The organism is Pseudohalioglobus lutimaris (assembly GCF_002866825.1).
Taxonomy (GTDB): domain Bacteria; phylum Pseudomonadota; class Gammaproteobacteria; order Pseudomonadales; family Halieaceae; genus Halioglobus; species Halioglobus lutimaris.
Map to the genome: position 1 here is coordinate 65,477 of NZ_PKUS01000003.1, position 26,649 is coordinate 92,125.

A 26,649-nucleotide genomic window follows, 5' to 3' on the forward strand; every position below is an offset into this window, starting at 1 on the left:
CAATTCTCATTATCCGCGACCGACGCGACGTCTCTGGTGTACTGAGACGCGCGTAATAAACCGAAAACTGCTCTTGACATGCTCCGGACAATTATCTATTTTAATTGTTCACATAAATAATTAACCAGTGTAATTAGATCTACGAGTGTGAAATCTTGTGGGTATATGTCTACTACATTGAAGGTGTACATACCCGAAATCATTAACTCAGGGGAAGGTGATAATCATGAACTCACGGCAGCTTGCTTCAAAACCCAGAAGTTTCTTAAAAACCACAATGTGCGTCGGCCTGGCTGCGGCGTTTCTAACCGAAACACCCGCGTGGGCACAGTCTCTCGAAGAGGTTATGGTCACTGCGACTCGCAGAGCCCAGTCCATTCAGGAGATACCATCGGCTATAACGTCCTTTGATAGCCACGCTTTGTCCTCTATGAAAATGGATGACATTGGCGATATCACCGGGCGCTTGCCGAACCTGAGTTCTATCCAGCCCTACGGTGAAGGTGGTTCTCCTTTCTTCGTACTTAGGGGGGTCACTACAACTGACTTCACACTCACGCAAAGTTCACCCATCGCGCTGTATGTGGATGACGCAGTGAGAGCCTTGCCTACGCTAGAAATAGGGCATATGTACGATATAGAGCGTATAGAGGTGCTGCGGGGCCCACAGGGTTCACTTTATGGTAAAAATGCCACGGGCGGCGCCATCAACATCATCACCAAGAAACCTGGATTTGAACAGGAAGGATACATAAGCCTTGGCTATGGAAACTACAGCAGAAAGGAAGCCCAGGTAGCATTCCAAACAGGAATCATTGACGATGTACTTGCCGCAAGAATCGCCGTGAACTATGTGGAGGACGACGGGCTCATCGAGAACCAGTTGCCTGGCGGAGACGATGAACTTGGCACGGATATGCTCGCAGGTCGCCTTGCGCTACTCTATACGCCCTCCGACAACTTCGAGGCATTGCTTCGAATCTATAGCCACGACAACAAAACTCAACCATACAGTGCCTACTCTGAGGTCACAGATCCAGGCCTCACTGGCGGACTAACGCGACAAGGACTCGGCTTTCACGAAAGCTCATCGCAACGTCAGGACAGCTTCTGGAATAACACCAACACCGGAGCCAACCTGACCCTGACATGGGATTTAGGAGATGACTACACACTGGTTTCTGTAACAAGCTATGACAAGGCAAGTCTTGACTACGCTGCTGATGACGACGGACTGGAGTACGCACTTGACGAGTCCAATCTGTATGCGAAGAACATCAAGCAGACCGTTCAGGAACTCAGGCTGGTTTCGGAACTTGATGGCCCTCTGAACTGGATTGTAGGTGCTCAATACACGTCAGACGAACTCGACAACAGCACCATCATTTGGACACTGGATGATGAAGCACTTGGTTTTGTGGACACATTAAGTGCCGTCCTGGGGACGCCCCCTACGGGAGGTAGAGGCTTTCACTTTGGTAACTTCTACCACCAGGAGCGTGACAGTTGGGCAGTTTATCTCAAAGGCGACTACGAACTTACAACGACTATCACATTGAGAGCAGGCTATAGGTACAGCGACGACGATGTCGAAGTTAGCGACTACGATGGCTACTTCGGAGAAACAACTGCTGAAGGCGAGCGTGTTCTGAGTTTTCCTGTCTTCCTGGACGCTTCGCAGTCAGAGAATTTCACAAACTCATCGGTTGAACTTGGACTCGATTGGCAAGCCAGCGACACTACGCTGTTTTACCTGTCATTTAGTCAGGGCTATCGGTCAGGAGCCATTAACGGTCAGGCCTTCGGTGACGCTGAGGCAGAGATCACCGCCGCCGAGCCGGAAGAGGTTGACTCTTATGAGTTTGGCATGAAGTCAGAGTTTTTTGACAATCGCCTGATCTTGAATGCGGCGCTTTTCCACTACGACTATGAGAATCAGCAGTTCGTCATTGCAGAAGACGGAGGCTTCCTGTTCCCGCTTAGGAACGCACCTGAATCCACTGTTAACGGATTTGAGATGGATCTACAGTATCTCGCGACTGACGATATTACTTTGACGGCCGGGCTTGGTCTGCTTGACGCGGAATATGAAGAGTTGGAGATACTGGAGGAGTCAGCGAAGGGTAACCAGTTAATCGGAGCTCCAGACACAACTGCCAATATTGGCATTGACTGGAGGTTGATGAACACCGGCCTTGGTGACCTCGGCCTGAATGTCAACGCGGCATACCAATCGGAGGTGTTCTTTGAACCGTTTGAAGACGATGCACTGTCTCAGGGTTCTTACTGGGTGGCGAATGCCAGGTTGTCGCTGGAGTCCGATAGCTTTAGCGCTGGCATCTGGGCCAACAACCTGTTCGATGAGGAATACTTCGTTTATGGTCTTGATCTGTCCAGCACTTATGGTGCTTTGTACTTCCAACGCGGTGCACCCCAAACCTACGGCGTCGATTTCACTTACAGATTCTGAGGCCCGCGGAGCACCTAACTGAGACTGGTAATACTCCCATTCAGGTCAACTTGCCCGGTAATTGAGGAAACTCTGCCGGGCTTTTTTCATGCATGCACTGAGCCTTTTACTGCAATCAAACACCAGTCCAATGGCAGGGGTTCTTAACATGTTCGCCGTACGATGTAATGCCTTGGCAAATACGTTTGACTAGTTCTGCCCCGTCTTTCGTATTTTTTCTCACTCATTTTGCGTTTGATTCCATGCATATAGTCTATTCAATGAACGTTCACAATCGAGCTATAGCAACTGCCGAAAGTCTGCAATGAGAGCTCTTGATCATAACCTTTTACAACGTTTGCAAACCTGGATAGACAGAGGCGAGCAACCATGGCTCTGCACGATCGTAAAGACAGTCGGCTCTTCACCCAGACCAGACGGATCAATGCTCGCCGCGCTAGCAACGGGAGAACAGTTTGGCTCGGTATCCGGTGGCTGTGTGGAAGAGGACTTGTTGGAAAAACTCAGCAGACGTGGTCTTGCAGATGAGTTGCCGGAGCTAATTGAGTACGGGGTTAGTGCTGAAGAGAACGAGCGCCTGGGGCTGCCCTGCGGAGGAAAGCTGATCCTGATGGTTCAGCGCCTCGATGAAGGCGATCTAAAATGGATCAAGGCGTCTTTAACGGCGATCGATAAGCGATATTGTGTCAAGAGACGCGTTAGCCTGACTACCGGAAAAACACAACTGATTCGAGTTGAGTACTACGAACCGCTTGAGATTTCCAACTCACACCTCGAGCAATGCTTCGGCCCCAGAATGCGTATGATGCTAGTTGGTGCCGGACAGCTTGCCCAAACCCTGAGCGAATTGGCGCTGGCAATGGACTATGAGGTTCTAGTAACAGATCCAAGGCAGTCCTTCCTGAACCAGTGGGCAGGCCCCAATGTTGAACTGATTCAAGGCATGCCTGATGATGTGATTCGAGAGCGTGAATGCGACCGGCACACGCTCATCATCACGCTGACCCATGATCCAAGAATTGATGACATGGCGCTTATGGAGGCGCTCTCAACAGACGCCTGGTACGTCGGCGCTCTTGGCTCACAAAAGACAACTGAGAATCGTCTGGTGCGATTAAAGGAACTGGGCCTTTCGACGGAGCAAGTGTCCAGGCTGCATGCTCCGGTAGGACTCTCCATAGGCAGCAAGACTCCAATTGAAATTTCGGTGGCGGTCATGGCTGAGTTGATTCAAATGCGCTATCGGCCTACTGATTCATAGACGCCTAAACCATACTCTGGGCCACTGGCCTTGCGCAGAACTCATGGAGGATGACAGCTAAATTGCGAAAGAAATCATTCGAGAGCGCCCGCATTTCTTTGCCGCCCTGATCCGGCAGTTCAAATCCGCAACGGATCACGCCCTGTTCCGTATTGCCAGGGACGTCCGTGAGGGCGCCTGGTGACTAGTGGAGAAAAGACAATGATTCAAATGCTGAACAACCACCTGACTGACCGATTTCCGGAGGTAAACCAAAAAGCAGCCTGCAGCATCGATTTCCAGCGCACCTTGCACCTCAGGGCACCGAAGTACCATTGTCCGCGCTGTGGACGCTACTTCCGCCATCGGTTCAAAGGTGTTCGGCCCCGCTTCAGGGCCTCAGAGGCCTTCCGGCTCGAAGTCTTTGAGACACACGACGGCGGTGTCACCCAGGCCAAGCTGGAGCGCACTCACAGGATCAGCGCGGCCACCACTGAGCGCTGGTATCAGAGCTATTGTAGACAGCGGCTTTCTGAGATGTCGAATCGCCCCTGCTCCAAGGTGCTGGGTATCGATGAGCACTTCTTCACCCGCAAAAGGGGCTTTGCCACAACGCTGGTGGACCTGCAGCGAAACAAGGTTTTTGATGTGCGCCTTGGACGCTCCGAGGCAAGCCTGGAAGGCTATTTGCGGCGTCTGCGCGGTAAAGACAATGTCCGGCTTATCGTCATGGACCTGTCCGAAACTTACCGCAATATCGCACGGCAGTACTTCCCACGAGCCAGGATCGTCGCTGACCGTTTCCATGTCATTCGCCTGGTGAACCAGCACTTCCTCAAGGCCTGGCAGGACGTCCATCCCGAGGGTCGCAAGAACCGCGGCCTGCTGAGCCTGATGCGGCGTTCCGCCGGCATTATTCGCTGGGAAAAACATCGTTAGGTGTTTAACGGTCCGGGCGAGGGATTGATCACAGCGGCCTTTGGGCCGTTGTGACCCTGCGGGCGCCTTCGCTCCGCTGCGGCGTCTAAATTCGCCTCTAAGGCGAATTTGTCGAACCGGAGACTTGAACCAAGTCCGCACTCACCCCCGTAAACTGAAAAGGGCCGCCCCTTTGGGGCAGCCCTTTTCAGTTTATGGCGGAGAGCGAGGGATTCGAACCCTGAGCCATGCTATTTTACGCCTCCCCATGCCTCCTAATGCCTTTTAAATCAGAGAGTTAAAAAATGGGCCCGGCATTAGAGGGCATCAGAAGGCGTGATGATGGTCCCATGGTGGTCCCAAAAAAAATATCAAGCTGCGACAGGCCTGGCCTTCTCGATTCGAGCTCGCCGCTTCGGTGTATTCAGTGCTTTCCACAACTCGTTTCGCTGCTGCAAGTTCAACCAGAACTCCGCTGAATTGCCAAAGACCTTGGCCAGCATCAACGCGGTATCCGCCGTGATGGCGCGACGATTGGTACATAGCTCGTTGACGGTTTTTCGACTCACACCCATCGCTTCTGCCAGCTGTCCCTGGGTCAGTCCCATTGGCAACAGGAATTCCTCGTTAATCATTTCGCCTACACTGACGGGTTGTCGTTTCGTAATATTCATCGCCTGCCTCATCGGTAATCGTGGTTATCCAAATAAATGTCTTTAGCCTCGCCTCTTTCACCTGACCACGCAAATACCAACCGCCATTGTTTGTTAATACGAATTGAATGCTTGCTGGCCAATTTTCCTCTCAACTTTTCAAAATGGTTACTCGGAGGTGAACGCAAGTCCAAGTCACTGGTCGCATCATCGATCAACTGCAGCTTTCGGAAAAGCCTGTCTTTGATCTCAGAGGGAATCTTCTTACTGCCCTTATCTACCAGATAGAAGTCGTGAAGCCATCGGTCGCGAAAACTGTGAATCAAAAGCCACCTCCTCAAAGAAGAGATACTGTAACGCTCCTAGTTACTTATCGCAAGGATCTCGCCCATCTTTATCCATTGCGTTAATTTCACACCGGCCACCTGAACGATGCGATAACGGAAATGGCTGCTGCCTGTTCGATGTTCGACTGAAGGGTTAGCCAAGTAAGTCAGTGGACACACCCTTGTGAATGCATCAACCATTCGCTGGGGAGTCATTGCGCTTATGTGCAAGAGAATCAATTTCGCCAATCAGAGGCAAGATATAACAGGGAATTATCAGGGAATATGCATATATGCATAAACGCTGCTCTGGCAAAAACCCTAACACCGCGCTAAACCATAACTATTCCCAGATTACGAATCCGTGGTGGGCAGTTCGCTAGGCCGTCGCTGTCTTCGCCGCAGCCTTGTGCTTGGCTTTCGACTTACCACCTTTCACGGCAACAAAGCCTTCAGCAGTCACCTGCCGGGTCGGTGTCCATTGCCCCAATTCGGCCTCACATCTTGCCAGTGTGTGATTGGCTTGCATCGCCATCCAACTCTCGGCCGAGCGCCCCAACACCTTACTCACTTTCACCGCCAGGGCCGGAGACAGATCGATCTTTTCATGAACCAGGCGGCTCAAAGTGGACTCTGACACTTCCAGCGCATCCGCCAATTCGGCGGCCGTGAGGCCCAATTCATCTATATAGTTACGCTTGATGAACCCTCCCGGGTGTACAGTGATTTTAGCCATCAGTGATAATCCTCATAGTCGACGACATACGCATCGCCGTTCTCAAACTCGAAGGTCATTCGCCAGTTGCCGCTGACCCAGATAGCGTGCCGCCCTTTATCCTTTCCCTTCAAGGGGTGCAGGCGCCACCCTGGCAGATCAATATCCGTAATGTCTGTAGCAGAATCCAAGGCGGCCAACTGATCGCGCAGTTTGTCCTCATGGTCGGAATTGATGCCCCGGGTATCATTGCCACCGCTGTTGAAGAACTTCTTTAACCCTTTGTGTCTTATGCTCTTGATCAATTCCCAGTTTTCCTGCTGAGTACGCAGGTAGTGTATAGGGATATTGCATATTGCGCAAGATGCAAGAGACTGCCCGATCGCTCAGATTAGATGTGCATGGCGAATTAGTAATTTCCTAATATTATCTGATAGTTAGCAGTTGCTGCCAGAGACAATATGATAATACCGTTGGGCACTATGAACGGTGCCCTTCTGCTACTTTTCCATCTGCTCACCGCCTTGGCCAAACTGATCCGGCCAGGCGGCTATCGTGAGCTCCTCGCCGAGAATCTGCTTCTGAAGCAGCAATTAATCATCCACAGTAGATCCCGCCAAAGATCACCAAACCTGAGTACACAGGAACGCACACTGCTCGGGTTCTTATCTTTATTCCTCAAACCCAGACGAATCGCCCGGGCAGCCATCATCCTTCAGCCATCCACCCTACTCCGATTTCACACTGCTCTGGTAAAGCGTAAATACCGTCAGCTTTACTCACCTGGCGGTGGTCGTAAACCCGGACCAGCGGGTCCCTCCCAAACAGTTATCAATGCCATCGTCGAAATGAAACAGCGAAACCCTCGCTATGGTTGCCCGCGTATCGCGCAGCAGATCAATCTCGCATTCGGGCTGAGTTTAGACAAAGACAGTGTCCGGCGTGTACTAGCAGCTCATTACAAACCGTATCCCGGGAGCGGCGGCCCATCCTGGTTAACTACACTCGGTCACACCAAAGACAGCCTATGGAGTATTGATTTGTTTCGCGCTGAATCCATTACCTTACGTTCTCACTGGATCATGGTCGTCATGGACCAATACACCCGAAGGATTATCGGGTTTTCAGTTCATGCCTGTGCCGCCGATGGCCCAGCGGTATGTAGAATGTTCAACGAAGCGACTTGCGGGCAAGATTGGCCGAGCCGAGTCAGCACCGACAACGACCCCCTCTTCCAGTATCGGCAATGGAAAGCGAATCTCAGAGTACTGGAAATCGAAGAGATTAAATCGGTGCCTTATACCCCAACATCACACCCATTTGTAGAAAGACTGATCGGCAGTGTTCGCCGAGAGCTACTGGACCAGACTCTATTTTGGACCGAGACTGATCTCGAAAACAAACTACGAGCGTATATGCAGTACTACAACAAGTATCGGTGTCATTCAAGTCGGGGCGGGACTACTCCGGTCGAATCTGCAGACGTAAAAGCAGCTGATATTGCTCACTACCACTGGGAAAAGCATTGTCGCGGACTTTTCCAACTACCAACAGCCGCATGATTTACTAATTCGCCAAGGACAGGATAGATCAGGCGGTTTCAGTGGGAATTGGGTATCGGCGGCATAGACGGCGGGCGCCAACACCGCCAGAAACGGAAACAATACACAGGGTATCAACATCGCCAGGAAATTCTTCATGACACATTACCGTGAAGCAGCCAAAGCTGATAAACGTTGACGGACACACCAGCTCCTTGCACGTCTTTTGTGCTCAGGAATAATTATTGCGTTCCCAATATGCAGGCACTCCCCGGGGGCGAGTGGACTGGTATTGTAGAAACGCGAATTCTCTTGTTTTCATTGTCGGTGATTAGAAGCGTTGAAGGTAGTCATTCATCGCAATACCGATGCCAAAACGCTCCATATCGTAATCGTAGTCCAGCAGGCTCTCGCCATAGCCATTATAGTATTGTGCGTAGATGCGAAATACTTTGCTGATGGGGTAGCTCCAGGTCAGCTCGAAGGACGTCTCCTGCGTACCGGGCCGCAGCATTGCGGTAACCGTATTGCGATTCGGTGCCCAGACCGCGCGCAGATCACCGTATCCGTAGTAGCGATGCATTCCGGGGTTGTCGTCGTCCTCCTCGTCTTCAGGAATCCGGTACCAGGCCCTGGCAAGAACCCCCAGATCGTCGGTGATGGAGATAGCGCTTTTGGCCATTATGCGATTCCAACTCCTGGAATACCGCTGGCTCTGCCCGTTCGACTGGTGGTTGAAGCCCAGTGACCACCCGGCAATCTTTAAGCCCAGTAAATCGTATTCGCTGAAGTCTCGCACGAAAACCTCCGGTTCATAATTCGTCTCGCGAAACGGCGCAGAAAATTCGTCATTGAACAACTGCCAGTAAGACCTGGAAGTGTAAGAAACGAATGTGTCGAAATTGGTTCCGAACATTTGCCGCCATACTGGCGCCTTTATGCTGACCTGAAACTGCATTTCATCGTCCTGCACTGGATCCACTGAGTCGGTCTGGTCTTCAAACGGGGCTTGGTTGGGTTGGTCCATGACCGTGTACAGGATGTAGTTGGGCAGGTTCGCCGTGATAGCGAAGGGACGCTCCTCGATTTCCGACTCAACTTCGTAGCGAGAAGCAATAACGTCCTGTTGTTCGTATACAGGCAAAGACGTTAGAACTTTCTCTTCTTCTATAGACACTCTGTCCAGGGCAGTCGCACAAGCCTTGCGAAGTTCCCCAATGCTGGTCGACTCGTCCGCAGAGGCAATGGCCTTTAGCATGCACCTATCCAGATCGCTTGCCAATACTGGCGAGGGTGCAACTACAGGGCTGGCAATCAGCAAAGCCAGAGCCCAAGCGGCAAACTGAGGTGCTCGAAATTTCATTTTCATCGACTGCTCCTGCCGTTCGGTAGAAAGATTCAGATTGACTGACGCCAGCCGTGACATCCAGGTGTGTGGTTTCAGGTTGTTATTATTCATCGCAAGACCTCCTACCAGGGAAGTGGAACCACGGGACCCAGAGAAAAGCGAATCTGGAAGTCAGGCCCAAGACTGTCAGCTTGCTTTACGAATTGCCAATACTGCAGGCTCAACTTCCAGGGGGTTTTGCCAAAGCGGGTGGTCTTGGAAAATCCGACTCCAACCGGCAGGGTCCATTTCTCCTCTCCAGGCGACGCCTCATGGTTGTAGCTGAAAGTAGGTGAACCGGTAATTTGCCAGCCGTCGCTGAGGTTCACGACATAGAAATACTGCCCCCCCGTGATACTGGTGTCGAAGTCATCGTTACCACCCACGTCCCATTGATGAGTTACCAGCAGACCGAGAACACCCCAATCAAAGATCTGGGCGACAGCCACCTCGGGCCCCAACAGATACTGACCCAGGCCGACGGCATCGTCGGTGGCAGTATCCAGGGTCCCCACCACGCCACCGACCAGGACTGTTTTGCTAGGTAGCGTTTTACCGATAGCCACGTCAAAACCGATGTCACCCAGTTCTACATCAGAATCGTTGAATGCCCCGGACAGAATACCGAACTGGCCGTCTTCTGTAGGAAAAACATCAGCGCCGCCAACCCAGGGAATCGGCTGCTTATACATCACTGGAAAGTTGGGACGAACGAAGAGGTTGACTCCTTCCCCCCAGCGGGTAAGGCAGTACGGGCTGGAAGCTGACGCGGTATGCATCCTGGCCGTCGGCCCCAGGCAGATCGCCCTTATAGCTTGTGTAGTCCAAGTTAAAATTGAGAGTACCAAGGGTGGTATTGGGATTAGCCAGTTCTCGCGCGATCTCCTCATTGCTCTGCTCCTCCTGCGCTGAAAGGCCCGTACCCGCCAAAGCGACCGTCAATCCTGCTAACAACATTGTATATTTCTTCATACGGTTTACCTTATTTTTCTCGTGGCTTGGATGCTCGTTTATTTTGGGATTGGATCATAAAGCGGCTCTCAGGCGGAGGCCGAAAAAGGTGCTCCAGTCGTCAGTTGGATTGAGGGCTGGATTCCGGATGACCTGGACACTTGGCGTAAGCGCAATTTCCTGAGTGAGTTGAAGATGCTGGAAAAGTTCGAGGGAATACTGGTCGCCGAGATTCGTTCCGTAGACGGAAGGGTTGGGACGATTCCAGTTCAATCCGACACCGAACACGGAATGTCCCGGGTTCCAGGTAAAGTCGAAACCGGTGCTGAGCGAGGCTTCGTAGGGACTGTCCCCATCGTCCGCCCATCCGGCGCGGAGGAACTGCGTAAAGCCGCTATCGGCGCTTGTTGTGATCGAGGCGCTGATGCCCCAGCCATCGGGAGTTCCGGCGCGGCTGCGCTCGTCGACTTGCCAGAGTGTGACGTGCGCGTTGTTGAGGATCACTTCCTCTCGACTGGAAGCCCAGCCCAACTCAAGCGACTTGAAGGTCTCAAAGTCATTGACCAGGCTGTCAAATCCATCGCCGAGATTGGTGGCATCGCCATTAGCATCGGCGATTAGTCCCCCGAGGTACAGGTGGTCTGTCAGGAATCCTGCGACAACGGCGCCGAGAGCACCGTCAGGGATTCCGCCCATGGCTCCGGATCCATTCAGGAAGGCGTTGTTGGTGAAGCGGGTCCACGGACTGGCAAGCGGGTAAACGTCGACGTAGTCGCTGGTGTCCAGGAAACCGATGTTGAGAGCTCCACGCCCGCCACCAAACAGTTGACTCCAGAACAGGTGGGTAGCCCTGAATCCCTGATCGTTGAATCCTACGCTGGTGACCCCGGCGTAACCAAGCTCGTCGGCGAAAGCTCCTGGAGCCAGGTCGGTGTAGGCATGGCGGTGTTCGAATTTAAAGACGAGGCTACCGTTGTTCTTCTTACCGCGATTGAACAGCTCCCAATTGCCATAGCCACGGAAGACCCCGCTTGCCGCAGTGCTGGCACCAATACTGTCGGTCGCGACCAGTCCCAGTGACGTATAGTCAATCCCGAAAGTCAGACCGGTCCGTTCCTTCACACCCGTCTTCCACGCGTCAATGTCGTTCTGCAGGTCAACTCCGAGAAGATCAGGCTTGTCTATTTCGTCTGCCGCAAGCTGGGAGCTCACCGCGGCTGGACCGGCGAGGTCCCTCGCGCTGTCCTGCGCGTGAAGCAGTGGAGCAGTAGCCCAAATAAGAGCAAATGCAACCATGGCTCGAAGTGACATTTTACGACACGTAATAAAGAAAAAAATCATCAGGCTCCAGTTTCGGGACTGAGACCGCCAGCAGGCGTGCGACTATAACGCCGCATCACTTGCAGGAGTCCATCCATCAGATCGGCCGCGAGCATCACTCAGAACGTATGCATAGAACATTGTATGCTCGATAAGCTTGTCTTGGGGGGATGTAACTTGCCCACGAACAACGTGCCGCAGACCTATCCCATGATCCGCAGCCATTTGCCACGCCACATCCTGGCTCTCCTGAGCCTATCAATCAGCTTACTGAACAGCATTGTGCATCATGCCTTCTTTGTCTGACGCGAGAGCACCGATTCATTTACATGAGCGTTGAGCCATTGACATAGGCCGCTAATTTCCTAGCTTGGATAGCACTCGAAACATTACTAACCAGCATTCTAGTGAAAAGTGCTTTTGTATATGTTCGCTAACCCGCAATACTAAACTTTGCGTTTTCATCGAGAGGGTAAATGGGATACGTTAGCTTGGTGTGCTCGAAAAGCGTAATATCGCGGCTGGTGGTTCCGGGAACATCAGCGATCAACAACTTGTCGGTGAAGTTTTCATAGAACGCTCGAAAGTGCATCCCGCTTTTGACGCCTATCACGTCATATTCCTGAATGATGATGCCATGTGGCCGTCCCTGCGTATCATCATAGGTCTGGCATAGGCCGGAAATAACGATGACATCCACCGTATTCTCCGCTTCGATGACCAACCTGGCGGTGGGGCCAAGCTGGAATGGGCCGTTGAAAGCGGTCCCCCCGCGAACGATCTCATTCCCATCCGAAAGGGACTTGACATAGGCTTTGGTCTTGATAGGTTCGCCCGCCAATTTCTCAAACTTGCCCCCAAGGCTCACATCGATTGTTGCTCCGACACCGGCAGCGACTGCGGCCTTTGCGGTTTCCGGATCGTGTATGGACATGAAAGCGACTTTCCCCAGGCCTTTGGTCTCCATAAGGGCCTTAAGCAGGTGGGTGCCTCCACCGCCGGCACCGCCACCCGGATTATCAGCAGCGTCGCCAATCACGATCGGGGTATGGTCGATGACGTCGCCTTTCGTTGGCAATCTACGGACATAGTGGCCATCCTTCTCGAGCATGGCCAGCACCGTGCTCATCGTTTTGTCCAAAGGTTCCAGTGGGATGATGGACTCTTTCCGGTGATCCCATATCCACTGCGCCAGTTCGTCCACCAGTTCTTGTGCAAGCTCGAGGTTATTTTCGGTAGTGACCATCGGGAACACGCCACAAAAATTGCTGTCCTGGTATGGGAAACCATGCATAACAGAGCAGTTGAGAACACCGGGCCGCTTTTCCATTTCAATGCACTTCTCTTTAAGTCGATTTGCAAAGGTGCCCTCCTCTTCGGTATTACTCATGCCCATCATCAGTGGCACTTTGCGATAGGCGGGGGTAGGATGCGATTCTCCTGCCAGGATTGCAGCACCGCGATACATGGCATCACGTGCGCATGCATTCATATCCATATGGGGATATTGTTTGCAGGCACTGAAGAAATTCATATTGTCCTTCATTTTGTCCGTGATCTTGCCATGCAGGTCGCCCGACCAGACGATCATTGTGTCATTTCCTACCAAGGCTCTGACCGACTCCGCCAGGTCTCCTTCAAGATCGGGCGTACTATTCACCATGCCGGCGCCGTGAACAGAGAGGTAGACGATGTCCATCGGTAACTGTGTTTTCAGCGTGTCCAGGATGTCCTTTTTCGCATCTTTCCAGGCCTGATCGTTCACCGTGCTAAAGCACCAGTCTACATAGAACATGACCCCCGGGAGCAACTCCCAGCCCTCTTCCTCGCAGACATCCACTGCCCCGCCAATGGCAGTCCCTTTTATCTGCTTCTTAATCTGATCGCCGCGGAAAACGCGCATTCTGTCCAGCGTGGTTTCGCCCATGCCTTCGGTGAGGTAGGTGTTGGTTTCATGGAAAAAACCAACATAGGAGACTCTTAATTTTTTTGAGCTTGCCATTTTTCCCTCACTCTTTCCGGGAAATGTCAGTAAAGACGCTGATGCTGCGGCAACGCCGGTAGAACTCGCTAACTTAATAAATTTTCTTCGTTTCATGAGCTTTGGTTTCTATCTATACGATGTTTTAGTTCAAAGTGTTTTTATAAACTTTCCCGTCTTTCATGATCAGGTCGAAGTTGGCCTCGGCGTCACCGACGAGATCGAGGTTTTCCAGCGGATTACCGTCAACCAGAATCAGGTCGGCATAGGCACCTTCCTTGATCACCCCAAGCGGGCCTTCCTGGTAAGGATGGCGCGGGCCGCTCATCATCAGCAGTTCCGCGTTGTCCGAGGTCACCATCTTGAGCGCCTCGTAGGGGGTGAACCAGTTCTTCAGCTTGGTCACCATTTTGCCCTGTTTCGCTGCGGCCGCAGGATCGAACAGCATGTCGGTGCCGAACGCGATCTTGACGCCCGCCGCCTTGGCCGCGGCATAGTTTCTGGCGGTTCCGTCGGTGACTGCAACCCACTTCGCTGTGCTCGCGGGATTGTCGAACACCAGCCTGTCCTCGTCGTCGATGAGGGGCTGCGCGCTCAGCCAGACGCCGTTGTCCTTCATCATCTTGAGGGTCTCTTTCGACATGATCAGATTGCCGTGTTCGATCGTCTTGACCCCGGCTTTGATCGCCGTCTGTATGGCCTCGTCCGTGAAGATATGTGCGGCGACATAAGTGTTCCAGTTCTCTGCAACGCCGACGATCGCCTGCATCTCTTCAAGCGAGTACTGGGTGACGTCCAGCGGGTCATAAATCGAAGACACGCCGCCGCCGCCCGCGATCTTGATGTGGTGGGCGCCCATACGCAGGATTTCGCGAGCCTTGCGCGTCACCTCAGGAACACCGTCCCCAGTGGCGACCACTCCGTTGCGCTCCAGATAAGGAAGCGAGTCCGATGGCTGACGCGGCACGTCATTATAGGGATACAGGTCAAAGTGCCCCCCGGTTTGACCCAGAGGCGGGCCGGCCACCAACATGCGGGGACCGGGGAATTTTCCGGCATCAATGGCTTTGTGAACGGCGAACGGGTTTCCCCCAATGTCGCGGACGGTCGTGAAGCCGCGCATCAGTACTTGCTCATTACCCAGCAATCCGGCAATCGCGATATCGCCCATATCAGTGGTGTTCAGTAGCTGTCCCACCGTCAAATACGCGAAGTAGGTGTGCCAGTGCACGTCGATCATGCCCGGCATCATGGTTCGACCACCGCCGTCGATGACCCTGCCCCCTGCAACGGCAAGCGGTTCGGTCGACACTGCAGTGATCAGGTTGTCCGTCACCACGACATTGGCATTCTTGATCAGGGCTTCGTTCACGCCGTCAAAGACGTTGACGTTGGTGAACAGGATCGGTCCGGAGGCGTCTTGAGCAGCCGCCGGCAGGGCGAAGCTAACCGCGACGACAAGCGCCGCGGTCAGTTTCTTCAGGTTCAGTTTCCGCATTGTATTTTTCCTGTTGTCGACACAGTGGATTCGGCGGAGAGTTCAATCCGTGCCACGCAGGATCGCCCCTCCACCGAATCCGTGGCTATTGCCGACCCGGTTATTTGTCGAATACCGACCCGGAGAGGTCGAATTCATCGACCGCCCCGTCGCCTCGAATGAAGATCCGGTGGTTAAACCGCACGAAGTTGGGTTCGCCAGACGGATCTTCGAGCAATTCACCAAGGCCGCCCTCGTTCGGGCCTTCGGTGATGATGAAATAGCCCTCGGCCGTGTTGGCCACATTGGCAGGCGCGGGATCCGCTCCACTGGTCAATGCGGAGAACTGGACAAACACATATTTGTCGCCCTCTTTGCGGATCTCGATGTTTTGGGAATTCCCCTTGAAGACGCCGACGAAGGGATCGAGCACAGCCGGATCAACGCCCGCTGCGACCGGAGAGTCGGCCTCGATTCCCGTGAAGGCTTTGACCATTTCGTCCGCAATTTTGCTGTAGGCTTCGACACCGCGATCGCTGTGGACCATGATCACCACGGCAAAGTCGTGTTCCGGGACCAGCTTGAGAAAAGACCGCGTGCCGGGCCAATTCCCCCCGTGGAAGGGGCTGGTGACGCCGTCGTAGTCGTGGACGAACCATGTCAGTCCGGTGAACTCGCCGGCCGAAGCGTCGACTGCCGGAGCGTGGGCATAGTCCAGCGATTCCATGGACAACAGTTGGTTCCCGGCGGCGTCCTTGCCGTCCAGCTGAAAGCGGGCGTATTTCAGCATGTCGGTAACCGTAGACCGGATTCCGCCGGAGGCTGCGGACTCTCTGATCAACGGAATGTAGTACGGCTTGAGATCGCTGATGCTGCCTTCCCCGTAGATCGGCGGATGACCCCATGCGTAATCTTTGGCCGGCGGGGTGGGGTCGTAATTGAAGGATGTCGACTCCATGCCAAGCGGTGTGAGTAGGTTTTCTTCGATCAGGTCCTCGATCGGCTTTCCGCCGACATGCGACACCACATGGGTCGCGAAGGTGATGGCGGTGTTGTTGTACATCCAGGTTTGACCGAACGGATAGATCTGCTCGACGTAAGCCGCCTGGAGCATGACCTTCTCGCTGATCGACCCACCCGGAGGAACAGGAAGGAACCCATGGTCGCCATACCAGCCCGCGTGATGGTAGAACAGGTCGACGACCCGGGCTTTCGACGTCGCGTCGGGATCCGCGACCCTCCACCACGGCAGGATGTCGACGACACGCGCGTTCAAATCCAGCTTGCCCTGTTCGGACAGCTTCATGGCCGTTGTCGAAAGGAAGGTTTTTGTCACCGAGCCGATTTGGAATTGCGTATCAGTGGTAACGGGCTCTCCGGTGGTTACGTTCGCGACACCGAGTCCGGCGCCGTAGGAGTTGGGCCCATGGATGACCCCGATACCAAGTCCCGGGATGTTGAGTTCCTTGATCAGTTCAGCGGCTTCGGCGACGACCGCATCAAAGGTCGCCTGGCCATCCTCCTGTGTCATGAACTGTTGGTTGTTCTGCGCTAGTGCTGGCTGAAAGCCAAGTGATGACGTAACAATTAGAGTGAATAATGGTTTCATCAGGGCCTTCACTGGATTTTTCCTTTCCATTGGATTCCTCATTGGTTTTCTCCTGTCGGTATAACGATGGTTCTTCCTGGGGAGTTCTGTCTTCGCCGCACTAAATCGCACTGGCAGAACCTGCACGGCGAAGTTTCCCCGATTACTGCTTCGCCATCTGCCCAACATAGTAGTAGTCGTAAAGCGAGCGGGCGACCTCTGCAATGGCCCTATCCCTGTCTGCCTCGGAGGTCTCGCTGCTCTTGGTGAACACGGCGATTGCAAACCGACGACCGTCGGGGAGCGTGATATAGCCGACGTCATTGGCCACTCCCCCTATGGTTCCGGTTTTGTGCGCCACGGGCGTTCCCTTCGGCAGCAGCCCCTTGAGCCGGGCAGCGCCGGTGCGCGTGCGCGACATGACGTCAATCAGGAAGTCGCGGCTCTCGGCGCTCATCGCCGTGCTACTGTCGATGGCAAGCAGGAGTTTCAGCATCGCAAGGGGCGTTGCGTGGTCGCGGGGATCCGCCTCGAAGTCCAAATTGCGGTCACTTACGATCGTCGCAAGCTCCGGCCGGGTCTTGAAGGCCTCTATGGCGACTTTCATCGTGGCAGGTCCTGGCAGGCCATAGAATTCCCCGATGATCTCGCCGGTCGTCCGATCGACACTGAAATCGGTGACCCCGAGCCTGCGCAGATTTTCGGTCACTGCCGCGGCTCCGCCAGCCAGCCCGATCAAGGTGTCGGTCGCCGTGTTGTCGCTCTCCGTGATCATGATCTCCATCAGGTTTGCCACCGAAAGCTGAAGCCCGGGATGCACGAATGTGTCGCTCAGTGCAGCGTCCCCGATCATCATCATGTCGGGTGTGATTTCAACCAGTTGGTCGAGACTGAGTTCTTTCTTGTCCACGCGGTCCAGAACGGCAGTGGCGATCGCAACCTTGTAGGTGCTGGCCATGGGGAAGGTTTCATCGCCATTCAACGCGATGACTTCGTCGCTGCCGATCTCCTGCGCCGCAAAGCCGATGCGCCCGACAAGCTTCGCCGCGAATTGCTCAATCGAGGTGGCAACAGGCTGGCCGTCTGATGTCTGGCCGTATGCCGGGCCGATGGTGGCCGCCGCGGAAACCACAAGGGCAATGATGGAGTTCCGAAATTTCATTTTAAGCATCTCCTTAATTGTAACTGCATAATTACATCCCACTCAGTTGCCGCCCTTCGCCGGGAGGGCTGTGAAGTCACCGGGCATGCCGGTCGAGAATTCGGCATTCCATGCCTCTACCGAGATCGGCACGAAGCGCGGTTTTTCTTCGGGGTCAAACCGGATCGGCTGACCGGCGAAAACAGGAAGCACCTTGTCGTCGCGCACGGTGACAACACCGTTCACGAGCACGGCTTTCATGCCCGTTGAAGGGATGGTACCCCTCTCGTACGTCGAATTGTCCCTGAAGGTTTCGGGGTCAAAGACCACGATATCGGCGACCATGCCGGTCTGGATGCGGCCGCGTTCCTGCATCGCTTTCAGGCCCGTATCGCCCAGATGCCTGGCAGCATTATAGCTGAGGATCGACATCAGCTGCATCATCGGGATGTTGTTTTCCCGACCGAGGCGGATCGTCGCGCCTCTGGCACCCGCTGCGCGAGGGTGGGTATTGCCGAGCTTCTCCAGCGGGTAATCCCACGGGCCGAAGTACGGTTCGGCAGGAAGCGCGTCGCTGCCTACGGTGACGCCCTTCAGCGTCAGCCATTTCGGCGGATCTTCGGCGGGCATCTTGAATACGACGACCGGCTTGGTCGGATTGGAAGCCACGTCGGCCTTGAATGTCTCCAGGGTGTAGAACTTACCCGTGGACGGATCCTGCACGGTATCCTCATAGCGGTTGCCCAACTGCTCCATCCAGCTTTCCGGCTGCAGAAAAGAGGCATTGATCGTGGTGGAACCTGCGGCGTAGGGATAGATTTCACCCCAGATGTTGTGGCCTTGTTCTTGAAGCCTAACAATCATTTGCTGGGCAAGCCGCCAGCCGGGGTTATTGAAGTGAAGGACGATCGCCGGGGCGCCAAGCGCCAGGGCGTTGGCAATGAGTTCCTGCGCACCGTTGTTCTCGGTCGTGTCGGTGCCAAGCGTATAGCGTGTATGTGCGCCAGTCGGGCGGCCATAGCGTGCGCCAACTTTCTGCACCTCGAACATCTCGCGGGAAGAGACGCCCTCTCTCATATAGCCCACGGTGCTGCCGATGCCCGGCGCACCCGCCTGCAGACCCTTGTCAATCTCTTCAAGAATCGCGTTGCCCTGTTCCAGGGTCGGTCGCGTCACACTCCAGCCCGCTTTCTTCCGGATTTCAAGAGCGGCAATGGGGCCGTTTATCAGGTAATCGCCCTTTGACCCGTCGATTATCATCCCGCGGGCAATTTCGTGGCTGACCGCGCAGCCATAGTTGGCCTGGGTCACGCCGGCACGCGCCTCGTACCAGGCCGCGACATAGGATCCCGCACAGCCCGCCTCGAAATCAATGCCGCTGGTCAGGCCGTCGCGCAACCCGATCCGGTACCCGATTGGCGTCTGCCAATGGAAATGGGTGTCGATGAAGCCCGGTGCCACGATGTGGCCGGTGGCATCTATCGTCTTTGCACCCTTCAGCGGTTTCTTGCTGATTTCGGCAATGCGGCCATCTTTGATACCGACGTTGGCGAAACCATCAAATAGCGTTTCAGGGTCCATGACCCGGCCATTAATGATCACCAGGTCATAGTCTTGCGCCAAGGCCGGCATAGCGCCCATGACACTCATTAAGAGGGTCCCGATCAGTAGATGTCTTTGCAGTTTCATTGGTACGTCCATTTTGAGTTTGATTTTCAGTGGCGGAAGTAGTGGGGGGTGAACCACGCGCCATGGCTCCGCATCACTCGTCCTCGTATTACGACTGGTCAGGGTCAAATGTCCTGGGTTCGATAGAAATCTGGTCCAGCCGGCCCTTTTCCATCACCGGGAAACGAATTGGCTTGCCCGGAAAGACCTTTTGCACTACGGAATCTTTCACCACCACGACGCCGTTCACCAGCACGTAGGGAATGCCGGTTGAGGGCAGCGCGCCCTTGCCTGGCTCGTAAGTGCTGTTGTCTGTGACCGTATCCGGGTTGAAGACGACGATGTCGGCATCGGCACCCACCTGCACTCTTCCCTTGGTCCTGAACTGGCTAATGCCGCCCAGCTCAGCAAAGTACTTGGCGTGTAAATAGCTCATCTTGGAGATAGCCTCCATCAAAGGCATGATCTTTTCTTCGCGCACCATGCGCAGTACTTTGGCGCGGGTACCTGCGCTGCGCGGGTGAACTGACTTGCCTTCATAGGAGGAATCCCAAGGGTAGTAGTTAAGCTTTTCATCCTGGATAGCCATACCGTCAGAGACGATGACCACTCCTGGCTGAGCCAGCCATTTAGCAATGGCTTCAGGCGGGTTGTTGTAAATCACAATCGCCCTGCCGGGATCATTCTTGCGTACGTCCTCATACATCGCTTTGTCCCACCGGGTGCCATCGAGATTCGCAACGTCTGAATAGGTGATCCCCATTTGAGCCATACCTGCTTCCGTAAGGATATCAGCAGAAGCAATGGTAGAACCGGCAGCATAAGGGTAAACCTCACCCCATACCCTGGCGCCTCTTTTTTCTCTTGCGTCGTTAATCATGGGAATGGTGTATTCCCAGTCCATGTTACTGTTCAGGTGTGAAGCCATGAAAGGCGCATCCAAAACCATGGCATTGGCCAGCATTTCCTGAACTCCCAACTGCCCCTCACTGGGTGGACGAACACCGGCAAAGCGTACATGGCCATTTGTAACCCGGCCATATTTTGCCGCCAACTCCTGGTACTTATACAATTCGTATTGGGTAACACCCGTGGTCATATAACCGACGGGAACGCCCACGCCCAAGGCGCCTTGGCGAAGACCTTCGTCGACATAGCTCATAATCCGGGTCATCTGCTCTTTATTGGGCAAGGTGGACGACCAGCCCGGCTTACGCCCTTCTTTCTGGGCCTTTGCGGCTGCGGCACCTACCACACCACGGAACAGTTCGCCCATGTCATTACCCATAGCCGCAATTTCAGGACCGTCCAACACCGATACACGGGCAAGCGTAGCGAGCACGACCATGCCGTAGTTGCTCTGGGTTTTGCCCTCGGCTTCCGCATACCATTTGGCGATATCGCCGGCGCCTGCTTCGAAATCCATCTGGGTGGTCAAGCCATCACGCAAATTAACCTTGCGACTAAACTGATCTGTAGCGTGCTGGTGCCCCTCGATAAAGCCTGGGGCAACAACGTGACCACTGGCGTCGATGGTTTCTTTGCCTTTGATTGCATCCTTGGTGATGACAACAATCTTGCCGCCCTTTACGCCAACGTTGCGCACGCCGTTGAAGTTGGTCTCGGGGTCCATGACCCTGCCGTTGTTGATCACAACATCGTAGGTCTCAGCAAGAACCTGTGGCGAGATAGCCATCGCAATAATAGCGACAACGGCAAAAAGGGCCCGCTGGATATTCCCTGCTTCCTTTCTACGGCGACTTCGTTGCATAAATCTCCTTAAAGTGTATCCAGTAATTGTTGTGGTCATTTCGACTTACTTCCGCGTGAGCTTGCGTTAGTGGGGCGCCCGCTCTGCCGGGGCGCCCCCAAGAGCGTTGCCTGTTTACTGCTTCGCCATCCGCCCAACGTAGAAGTAGTCGAACAGCGAGCGCGCGATCTCGGCAATCGCCCGGTCCCTGTCCGGCGAGGGGCCTGAAAACCACAAACAGATTGCCAGCAAAGTTCTGAACATAAGTTTCGCACTCTTCGTCATCCTGGTTTCCTCAACTGCTTGGATTCCATATTGCCTTGTGACACCTGGATCAGGGATCCACCTGGCAAGAGTGGCAGCGCCCATGCGGTGGGCATAGACACCGCAGGCGTGCAATGCCTCTAAGGGTCCTCTTGCAGATAAGCCATCCCGGTTTTACTTCACACCAACGGTAATAGTACGCAGGATTTTGTACCTCAATCGTGAAATAACTTGATGAAAAGTTAACGGATAGAGTGGTCAAAACTCTGTGGTATTATGCTGTTACTGTACCGGCACCGCATAGGACGGCCGTTTACCATTGAACGTCTTGCAAGCCACTAAATTCAAGGGATTTAATAACAGCCTGTTCCGCGAAGGCAACGTCAAACTGATGAAAAACAGTACGGCTTTCATGTTCGGATCCTTTATGCTCGATTCGTCAGCGGGTCTGTTTCGCGATGACAGACTTGTGCCACTGCCGCCCAAGGAATTGGCTCTGCTGCTGTTACTGCTGGAGGCTCAAGGCCGGGTTGTAAGTCATAGGGAGATAGAAGAGGAGTTATGGCACAACCAGGTCGTGGCCTATGCCTCGCTTGCGCGCTGTGTCTATTCGCTCCGAAAACTACTCGGTGCCGACGGTAAGCGCTACGTGGATACGGTTCCCAAGCGCGGCTACCGCCTGGCCGTGGCGGTGAAAAAATTCGAGCCTTCCCAAACCAAATCTGCGCTCTCCGAATGTATCTCCACATTGCCTCTGGCCTATTCACATTACGCTGCGGGCGACAGGGAAGCCAATGATCCCAGCCCTGCGGGGCAGGCACGGGCCGTTCTGTTGTTTCAAGAAGCCGCCAGAGTGGACCCCAATTTTGCGGCGGCACATGCGGCCGTGGCTGATACCAGAATGTACCAGCTTGTGCGTGGCGACCTGGTCCCTGCCGAAGGTCTGAAGCTTGGTTTGGAGGCTTGCCGGTGTGCCCTTGAAGCGAACCCCAAGCTTGTTCAGGGCTTGTCCATATTGGCCTGGTTCAAAGGCGCTATGCTGGGCGAGCTCGATGAGGCGCATATCCTCCTCAATGAGGCGCTGGCAATCGATCCCGGGTATTCCCGCGCCTACGTTTATCGCTCCTGGATATTCCGGAACCAGGGTCTCGCCCGGGATAGTACCGTCGCCGCTCAGCGGGCGGCGGAGATAAATCCTCACGCCTTGCTCAACCGGCACAGTTACAGTTGGGCACTCTTTTGCAACGACCGTGTTGCAGAGGCGCTGGCGCATGAGGTGACTTTGCAGCGAATGTACCCGCTGGACGACGTCGCTCCGGCCTATGCGGGCATCTTCGCCGCATATCTTGGGAGATATCGGGAAGCGCTCGCGGCAATTGAAGCGGCGATACACATCTCTGCAGGAAGGCCCGCGGTTTGCGCTGGTGCTGCCTATGTTTTCGCAAGGGCGGGTAAAATCGAGCGGGCCCTGCAGTTGGCAGAGGCCGCCGCGGCGGCCATTCTTCCTCGCGCACCCAGGCCAATACTGGCCCCGGCGTATGCCGAACTGGGCGATGTGGACCGCGCTTTGGAACTTTTGAGTGAGGCGCGTGATGAAGGTTGTGTCTGGTTCGGCCCCGCACGCCTGGATCCGCGGCTGGCCTCCCTGAAATCGGACGACAGATTCCTGGCCCTGTTTTCCTGAATCCTGAAAGACGCTTATCACAAGGAGCCCGGGACGACCCTCGCCCACAGCCGGGCGTTGCAGACATCCATATCAGTGGATATGAATGTCCATGTCACCCATTTGGACGGGCTGTGAGCCGGGCACGCCGCCGCCGCCAAAATCTATCGGTGATGCATAGTAGGTCTTGTACCAGCCTTCAAGGGTGATAGGCTCAAGGCGGCTTTTGACTGGCTCAAAGCGAATCGGCTGACCGGGATTGACCCCCTTGAGTACCAGGTAATCCTTGACGACAATCACGCCGTTGACCACGACATACGGAATTCCGGTGGAGGGGAGTGTTCCCTTTTCATAGGTGGCATTGTCGGTCACCGTGTCGGGGTCGAAAACCGTGATGTCGGCAACCATCCCCTCCTGCATGCGGCCCCGTTCCTGCATGCTTTTCAGACCCATTTCCCCGAGGGGACGAGCCGAGTTATAGCTGGACATTGCAACGATTTGCATAAGAGGAATGTTGTTTTCCCTGGCCAGCCGCAGGGCCCTGGCGTAACTGCCCGCCCCGCGCGGATGGGTGTTGGGCAGCTCGTCATAGGGCGTGTCCCAGGTCAGGTCGTCATCGGGGAGCATCGGCATGCCATCAGTGACCAGCGAGACGCCCGGCAGCTTGAGCCAGTCCACCACGGCCGACTCGGGCATCTTGAAAACAAGCACGGGCCTGACCGGCTCCTTCGCGATCATCCGGGCGCGTGTCTCCTGCGTGTACCACTCCCCTGTCTCTACATCCTGAATGGTGTCCTCGTACTTGTACCCCAGGGTCTCCACCCACATCTCCGGCTCCAGGAAGACCGCGTTCAAGGCGGTGGAGCCGGCGGCGTAGGGGTAGATTTCTCCCCAGACGTTCATGCCGCGCTCACGCATCCGCACCAACAATTCGTGCACCAGGTTGTAGCCAGGGTTGTTGAAATGGTTGGCCAGGGCCGGGGCTCCCAGGGCCGCCGCGTTGGCCAGCAGCTCCTGAATGCCGTTGGCTTCGGTGGTATCGGTGCCCGGGGTGTAGCGGAAATGGGCGCCGACCTGCCGGCCGTAGTGGCCCGCCAGGCGTTGCAGCTCGAAAAACTCACGCGCAGACACACCGTCGCGCATGTAGCCGACGGTCGATCCGATACCGAGTCCGCCGGCCTGCAAACCCTCGTCCAGGACCTGCAGGATTCTGTTGGCTTCTTCGAGGGTGGGCCTGCGGCAACACCAGCCGGTTCCTGCACCGCGGGTATCAACAGCTGAGCGTGTATCCTGGGCGCCCTCGAAGCCATCGAGAACCGTGGAACGGGCGAGCTCGTGGGCAACGGCCTGCCCGTAATTAACCTGGCTGTTTCCTGCCCGCGACCTGTACCACTGATCGATATAAGGACCATTGGTGCCGACCTCGAGATCCATAACGCTGGTCCGGCCGTCGCGCAGGGCGAGCTTGTTTGACCAGGGCCGGTCGTAGTGCCAGTGGGTGTCGATAAACCCCGGTGCGACCACATGTCCGGTGGCGTCGATGGTCTGCTTGCCGCTGATCTTGTCCTGGGTGATCACGGCGATCCGGCCCGCGCTGATGCCCACATTGGCAATACTGTCGTACCTGGTCTCAGGGTCCATAACCCGGCCGTTGTTGATGACCAGGTCGTACTCCTCGGCGCCGCTTACCGAGATGACAACTACTGCGGCTATAACGCCAACCAGAGCTCTAATGCCTACCTTCATAAGATTTATCCTCTTGAACCGGACCTTCATCAACTGCCACGACTAACGATTTCGATCTTAACACATATATTTCGTATTCGAAATATGCCAATTTGTCAGGCCGTTGCTGGAGGCAGCGGTTTTTGTGTCAACCAGGGGTCCAGAATGGCTGATTTTTACGTAGGGCACGAATACTGGTTCGCGGCCAGCCAGCTGATTCTGGCAATGCTGGCATGGGCGCCACGCGCCACGCTGACTCCAAAGGATTTTCGCGACGTGGTACTGGAACCCCTCGCCATTTCGGTGGGCACAGCGATACAGCTGCTGGCCGTGCCTCTGGCTGCCTTCATCTTTTTGCGGCTACTGGGCGTGCACGACGGGCTGGCCGTAGGTATCGCCTTGATTGCCGCCATCCCGGGTGGCACCGTTTCCAATATTTTTACCTTCTTCGCCCGCGGTAATGCCGCCCTGTCCATAAGTATTACCGCTGTCACAACCCTGGCGTGTCTTGTATCCACACCTTTGATTCTCTCGCTGATGATAAGCCAGTACCTGCCGGCCGATTTCACGATGCCCAAAGCGCAGATAATGCAAGAAATCGCCCTTACGTTGCTGCTGCCGCTGGCAATCGGCATGTTATTTCTCTACCTCTACCCACGCAGCGCCCCCCACCCTGTCCAAGTGGAGTATTCGCGGGTCTTTGCTGGGCATCATTGCAATTGTGGTTGGCTCCGCCATGGCTGGGCGCTTGACTATGACCGCATTTGGCTACAGCAATCTGCTGCTGGTAGCGCTGTTTGCCGTATTCCTGTCTGCTGTTGGTTACCTGACTCCAAAGCTGGCGCGTTTATCGCGGCCCGAATCCAGCGCAATTGAGTTCGAAGTGATTGTGAGGAACATTAATCTGGGTGTTCTGATCAACGCCTCTATCTTTCCTGCCGCCGTTGCGGAAACAGCACAGCTGGGAAACACGGTGCTATTCACCCTTATACTGTAAGGTGCCCTTCAGCTGTTTATAGCGGCGGTTCTTATCTTTATCTATAGACGATCCTCCAGGGCATAATCCTCACATTTCGGGGATCTCAAAGCGTGATCCAGAGCCTCGCCCCCAGCAGCGCTTTGGCTGCACAACTGGGGGGACAGCTGTCCCTCGATAGTAAATAGCCGCGACTCTATGAGACTTTGCGTGTTACCCCGGCCGGCATTGTGCAGCTTGGCGATACCGTTGGCGAAGCCGGAGCCAACGTGCAGCGGCGTGAAGGCGGGCTTGCCCGCGCTGCCGCGGGCGGGAATTCTATTCCGGGATCAAATGGTTGAGTGGCAGGGCCGTCCGGTAAGCCACCTGTTTTATGGAAAAGCTGCTGCGGATGTTATCGATACCGGGTGTCGGGGTGAGGCTTTCATCCAGGAACCGCTGGTAACTCCTCAAATCCGGCACCACCACACGCATCAGGTAATCGAAGTCGCCTGTCATCAGGTAACACTCCATCACTTCGGGCCATTGCGCCACGGCCTGCTCGAACGCCTGCAGGTTTGCCTTGACCTGGTGATGCAGTGTCACCTGCACAAACACATTCACGGGCAAGCCCACCCTGTCCGGGTCCAGCAACATGACGCGGCCGCGGAAATAACCGCGATCCTCCAGCAGTTTTACCCGTCGTGCGCAGGGTGTGGCAGAGAGGTGCACTCGTTGGGCCAGTTCGGTGTAGCTCAAACTGCAGTTGGCCTGCAGGGCCTCCAGGATGGCGTGATCGATTTTGTCCAGTTGTTGGTCTGCAGCCATAGCGGGAAACTCCTACTAGCAAAAAGTCTATTTTTATTAGTTGCCTACTGCAATATAAAGCTAATTATTAGTGTAAATCACTAAATAA

The 26,649-nt window shown here is 54.8% G+C and carries 23 protein-coding genes; 6 read left to right on the plus strand and 17 right to left on the minus strand.

Features of this window, described 5'->3' with window-relative positions:
• Nucleotides 1–226 precede the first annotated feature (226 nt).
• The 3 genes from C0039_RS04915 (at nucleotide 227) to C0039_RS04925 (ending at nucleotide 4,649) form a co-directional block, all read left to right on the plus strand.
• Nucleotides 227–2,470, plus strand: a complete 2,244-nt coding sequence (locus tag C0039_RS04915; protein WP_084179950.1) for a TonB-dependent receptor — start codon at nucleotides 227–229, stop codon at nucleotides 2,468–2,470.
• A gap of 304 nt (nucleotides 2,471–2,774) precedes the next feature.
• On the plus strand, nucleotides 2,775–3,731 hold the full coding sequence (locus C0039_RS04920) for an XdhC family protein (protein WP_076001930.1): 957 nt from the start codon (nucleotides 2,775–2,777) through the stop codon (nucleotides 3,729–3,731).
• 201 nt (nucleotides 3,732–3,932) lie between these two features.
• Nucleotides 3,933–4,649, plus strand: coding sequence for a transposase (locus tag C0039_RS04925; protein WP_198171694.1), 717 nt, complete (start codon nucleotides 3,933–3,935; stop codon nucleotides 4,647–4,649).
• A gap of 350 nt (nucleotides 4,650–4,999) precedes the next feature.
• On the opposite strand, the gene C0039_RS04930 is transcribed toward C0039_RS04925, so the two are convergent.
• The 4 genes from C0039_RS04930 to C0039_RS04945 all read right to left on the minus strand — a co-directional run bounded on the left by C0039_RS04930 (nucleotide 5,000) and on the right by C0039_RS04945 (nucleotide 6,627).
• A complete protein-coding gene (locus C0039_RS04930; RefSeq protein WP_101517413.1) occupies nucleotides 5,000–5,302 on the minus strand; it encodes a HigA family addiction module antitoxin in 303 nt (100 codons plus the stop codon).
• Nucleotides 5,303–5,310: 8 nt separating this feature from the next.
• On the minus strand, nucleotides 5,311–5,622 hold the full coding sequence (locus tag C0039_RS04935) for a type II toxin-antitoxin system RelE/ParE family toxin (RefSeq protein WP_341476644.1): 312 nt from the start codon (nucleotides 5,620–5,622) through the stop codon (nucleotides 5,311–5,313).
• 364 nt (nucleotides 5,623–5,986) lie between these two features.
• Entirely contained in the window at nucleotides 5,987–6,343 is a 357-nt protein-coding gene (locus tag C0039_RS04940) for a HigA family addiction module antitoxin (protein ID WP_101517415.1), read from the minus strand.
• Nucleotides 6,343–6,627, minus strand: a complete 285-nt coding sequence (locus tag C0039_RS04945) for a type II toxin-antitoxin system RelE/ParE family toxin (RefSeq protein ID WP_101517416.1) — start codon at nucleotides 6,625–6,627, stop codon at nucleotides 6,343–6,345. Before C0039_RS04945 ends, C0039_RS04940 begins: the two co-directional genes overlap by 1 nt.
• Nucleotides 6,628–6,783: 156 nt before the next feature.
• Between C0039_RS04945 and C0039_RS04950 the strand changes: the two genes are divergently transcribed.
• Nucleotides 6,784–7,884: an integrase core domain-containing protein gene (locus C0039_RS04950; protein WP_207796371.1), complete on the plus strand. Its 1,101-nt coding sequence runs from the start codon at nucleotides 6,784–6,786 to the stop codon at nucleotides 7,882–7,884.
• A gap of 310 nt (nucleotides 7,885–8,194) precedes the next feature.
• Here the strand turns inward: C0039_RS04950 and C0039_RS04955 are convergent, their stop codons facing one another.
• The 11 genes from C0039_RS04955 to C0039_RS21395 form a co-directional block, all read right to left on the minus strand.
• Complete coding sequence (locus C0039_RS04955; RefSeq protein WP_101517417.1) at nucleotides 8,195–9,322, minus strand: phospholipase A; 1,128 nt, start codon at nucleotides 9,320–9,322, stop codon at nucleotides 8,195–8,197.
• Between the two features lie 11 nt (nucleotides 9,323–9,333).
• Nucleotides 9,334–9,942, minus strand: a complete 609-nt coding sequence (locus tag C0039_RS04960; RefSeq protein ID WP_101517418.1) for a hypothetical protein — start codon at nucleotides 9,940–9,942, stop codon at nucleotides 9,334–9,336.
• Nucleotides 9,935–10,222 carry a hypothetical protein gene (locus C0039_RS04965; RefSeq protein ID WP_101517419.1) on the minus strand — a complete coding sequence of 96 codons (288 nt, stop codon included), beginning with the start codon at nucleotides 10,220–10,222 and terminating at the stop codon, nucleotides 9,935–9,937. The genes C0039_RS04960 and C0039_RS04965 overlap by 8 nt, the downstream gene beginning before the upstream one ends.
• A 54-nt stretch (nucleotides 10,223–10,276) precedes the next feature.
• Nucleotides 10,277–11,542, minus strand: a complete 1,266-nt coding sequence (locus tag C0039_RS04970) for a carbohydrate porin (protein ID WP_101517420.1) — start codon at nucleotides 11,540–11,542, stop codon at nucleotides 10,277–10,279.
• Between the two features lie 412 nt (nucleotides 11,543–11,954).
• The gene (locus C0039_RS04975; protein ID WP_101517421.1) at nucleotides 11,955–13,619 is read right to left on the minus strand and encodes a M81 family metallopeptidase; all 1,665 of its coding nucleotides are present in this window, start codon (nucleotides 13,617–13,619) and stop codon (nucleotides 11,955–11,957) included.
• Between the two features lie 28 nt (nucleotides 13,620–13,647).
• On the minus strand, nucleotides 13,648–15,000 hold the full coding sequence (locus C0039_RS04980) for a metal-dependent hydrolase family protein (RefSeq protein WP_101517422.1): 1,353 nt from the start codon (nucleotides 14,998–15,000) through the stop codon (nucleotides 13,648–13,650).
• A gap of 100 nt (nucleotides 15,001–15,100) precedes the next feature.
• Entirely contained in the window at nucleotides 15,101–16,600 is a 1,500-nt protein-coding gene (locus tag C0039_RS04985) for a serine hydrolase domain-containing protein (protein ID WP_207796372.1), read from the minus strand.
• 130 nt (nucleotides 16,601–16,730) lie between these two features.
• On the minus strand, nucleotides 16,731–17,729 hold the full coding sequence (gene bla / locus C0039_RS04990; RefSeq protein ID WP_101517423.1) for a class A beta-lactamase: 999 nt from the start codon (nucleotides 17,727–17,729) through the stop codon (nucleotides 16,731–16,733).
• Nucleotides 17,730–17,771: 42 nt separating this feature from the next.
• Nucleotides 17,772–19,397 carry an amidohydrolase family protein gene (locus C0039_RS04995; protein ID WP_207796373.1) on the minus strand — a complete coding sequence of 542 codons (1,626 nt, stop codon included), beginning with the start codon at nucleotides 19,395–19,397 and terminating at the stop codon, nucleotides 17,772–17,774.
• 88 nt (nucleotides 19,398–19,485) lie between these two features.
• Nucleotides 19,486–21,147: an amidohydrolase family protein gene (locus tag C0039_RS05000; protein WP_207796374.1), complete on the minus strand. Its 1,662-nt coding sequence runs from the start codon at nucleotides 21,145–21,147 to the stop codon at nucleotides 19,486–19,488.
• A 114-nt stretch (nucleotides 21,148–21,261) separates the two neighbouring features.
• Entirely contained in the window at nucleotides 21,262–21,390 is a 129-nt protein-coding gene (locus C0039_RS21395; protein WP_279304910.1) for a hypothetical protein, read from the minus strand.
• 319 nt (nucleotides 21,391–21,709) lie between these two features.
• On the opposite strand from C0039_RS21395, the gene C0039_RS05010 reads away from it, so the two are divergent.
• The gene (locus tag C0039_RS05010) at nucleotides 21,710–23,074 is read left to right on the plus strand and encodes a winged helix-turn-helix domain-containing protein (protein WP_207796375.1); all 1,365 of its coding nucleotides are present in this window, start codon (nucleotides 21,710–21,712) and stop codon (nucleotides 23,072–23,074) included.
• A gap of 72 nt (nucleotides 23,075–23,146) precedes the next feature.
• Here the strand turns inward: C0039_RS05010 and C0039_RS05015 are convergent, their stop codons facing one another.
• The gene (locus C0039_RS05015; protein ID WP_207796376.1) at nucleotides 23,147–24,799 is read right to left on the minus strand and encodes an amidohydrolase family protein; all 1,653 of its coding nucleotides are present in this window, start codon (nucleotides 24,797–24,799) and stop codon (nucleotides 23,147–23,149) included.
• A 144-nt stretch (nucleotides 24,800–24,943) separates the two neighbouring features.
• Here C0039_RS05015 and C0039_RS05020 point away from each other — a divergent pair, with 144 nt between their 5' ends.
• Entirely contained in the window at nucleotides 24,944–25,654 is a 711-nt protein-coding gene (locus C0039_RS05020) for a bile acid:sodium symporter family protein (RefSeq protein WP_243391557.1), read from the plus strand.
• 418 nt (nucleotides 25,655–26,072) lie between these two features.
• Here C0039_RS05020 and C0039_RS05025 read toward each other — a convergent pair whose 3' ends face one another.
• Complete coding sequence (locus C0039_RS05025; protein ID WP_101517427.1) at nucleotides 26,073–26,561, minus strand: Lrp/AsnC family transcriptional regulator; 489 nt, start codon at nucleotides 26,559–26,561, stop codon at nucleotides 26,073–26,075.
• Nucleotides 26,562–26,649 lie beyond the last annotated feature (88 nt).

Excerpts from the sequence above, each read along its gene's own strand:
- C0039_RS04925 (WP_198171694.1), top strand. The coding sequence starts at position 3,933 with ATGATTCAAATGCTGAACAACCACCTGACTGACCGATTTCCGGAGGTA.
- C0039_RS04950 (WP_207796371.1), top strand. The coding sequence starts at position 6,784 with ATGATAATACCGTTGGGCACTATGAACGGTGCCCTTCTGCTACTTTTC.
- C0039_RS04975 (WP_101517421.1), bottom strand. The coding sequence starts at position 13,619 with ATGAAACGAAGAAAATTTATTAAGTTAGCGAGTTCTACCGGCGTTGCC.
- C0039_RS05000 (WP_207796374.1), bottom strand. The coding sequence starts at position 21,147 with ATGCAACGAAGTCGCCGTAGAAAGGAAGCAGGGAATATCCAGCGGGCC.
- C0039_RS04980 (WP_101517422.1), bottom strand. The coding sequence starts at position 15,000 with ATGCGGAAACTGAACCTGAAGAAACTGACCGCGGCGCTTGTCGTCGCG.
- C0039_RS04940 (WP_101517415.1), bottom strand. The coding sequence starts at position 6,343 with ATGGCTAAAATCACTGTACACCCGGGAGGGTTCATCAAGCGTAACTAT.
- bla (WP_101517423.1), bottom strand. The coding sequence starts at position 17,729 with ATGAAATTTCGGAACTCCATCATTGCCCTTGTGGTTTCCGCGGCGGCC.
- C0039_RS04955 (WP_101517417.1), bottom strand. The coding sequence starts at position 9,322 with ATGAATAATAACAACCTGAAACCACACACCTGGATGTCACGGCTGGCG.
- C0039_RS04970 (WP_101517420.1), bottom strand. The coding sequence starts at position 11,542 with ATGATTTTTTTCTTTATTACGTGTCGTAAAATGTCACTTCGAGCCATG.
- C0039_RS04930 (WP_101517413.1), bottom strand. The coding sequence starts at position 5,302 with ATGAATATTACGAAACGACAACCCGTCAGTGTAGGCGAAATGATTAAC.
- C0039_RS05015 (WP_207796376.1), bottom strand. The coding sequence starts at position 24,799 with ATGAAGGTAGGCATTAGAGCTCTGGTTGGCGTTATAGCCGCAGTAGTT.
- C0039_RS04995 (WP_207796373.1), bottom strand. The coding sequence starts at position 19,397 with ATGAAACTGCAAAGACATCTACTGATCGGGACCCTCTTAATGAGTGTC.
- C0039_RS05025 (WP_101517427.1), bottom strand. The coding sequence starts at position 26,561 with ATGGCTGCAGACCAACAACTGGACAAAATCGATCACGCCATCCTGGAG.
- C0039_RS04965 (WP_101517419.1), bottom strand. The coding sequence starts at position 10,222 with ATGAAGAAATATACAATGTTGTTAGCAGGATTGACGGTCGCTTTGGCG.
- C0039_RS21395 (WP_279304910.1), bottom strand. The coding sequence starts at position 21,390 with ATGTTCAGAACTTTGCTGGCAATCTGTTTGTGGTTTTCAGGCCCCTCG.
- C0039_RS04915 (WP_084179950.1), top strand. The coding sequence starts at position 227 with ATGAACTCACGGCAGCTTGCTTCAAAACCCAGAAGTTTCTTAAAAACC.
- C0039_RS04920 (WP_076001930.1), top strand. The coding sequence starts at position 2,775 with ATGAGAGCTCTTGATCATAACCTTTTACAACGTTTGCAAACCTGGATA.
- C0039_RS04960 (WP_101517418.1), bottom strand. The coding sequence starts at position 9,942 with ATGTATAAGCAGCCGATTCCCTGGGTTGGCGGCGCTGATGTTTTTCCT.
- C0039_RS05020 (WP_243391557.1), top strand. The coding sequence starts at position 24,944 with ATGGCTGATTTTTACGTAGGGCACGAATACTGGTTCGCGGCCAGCCAG.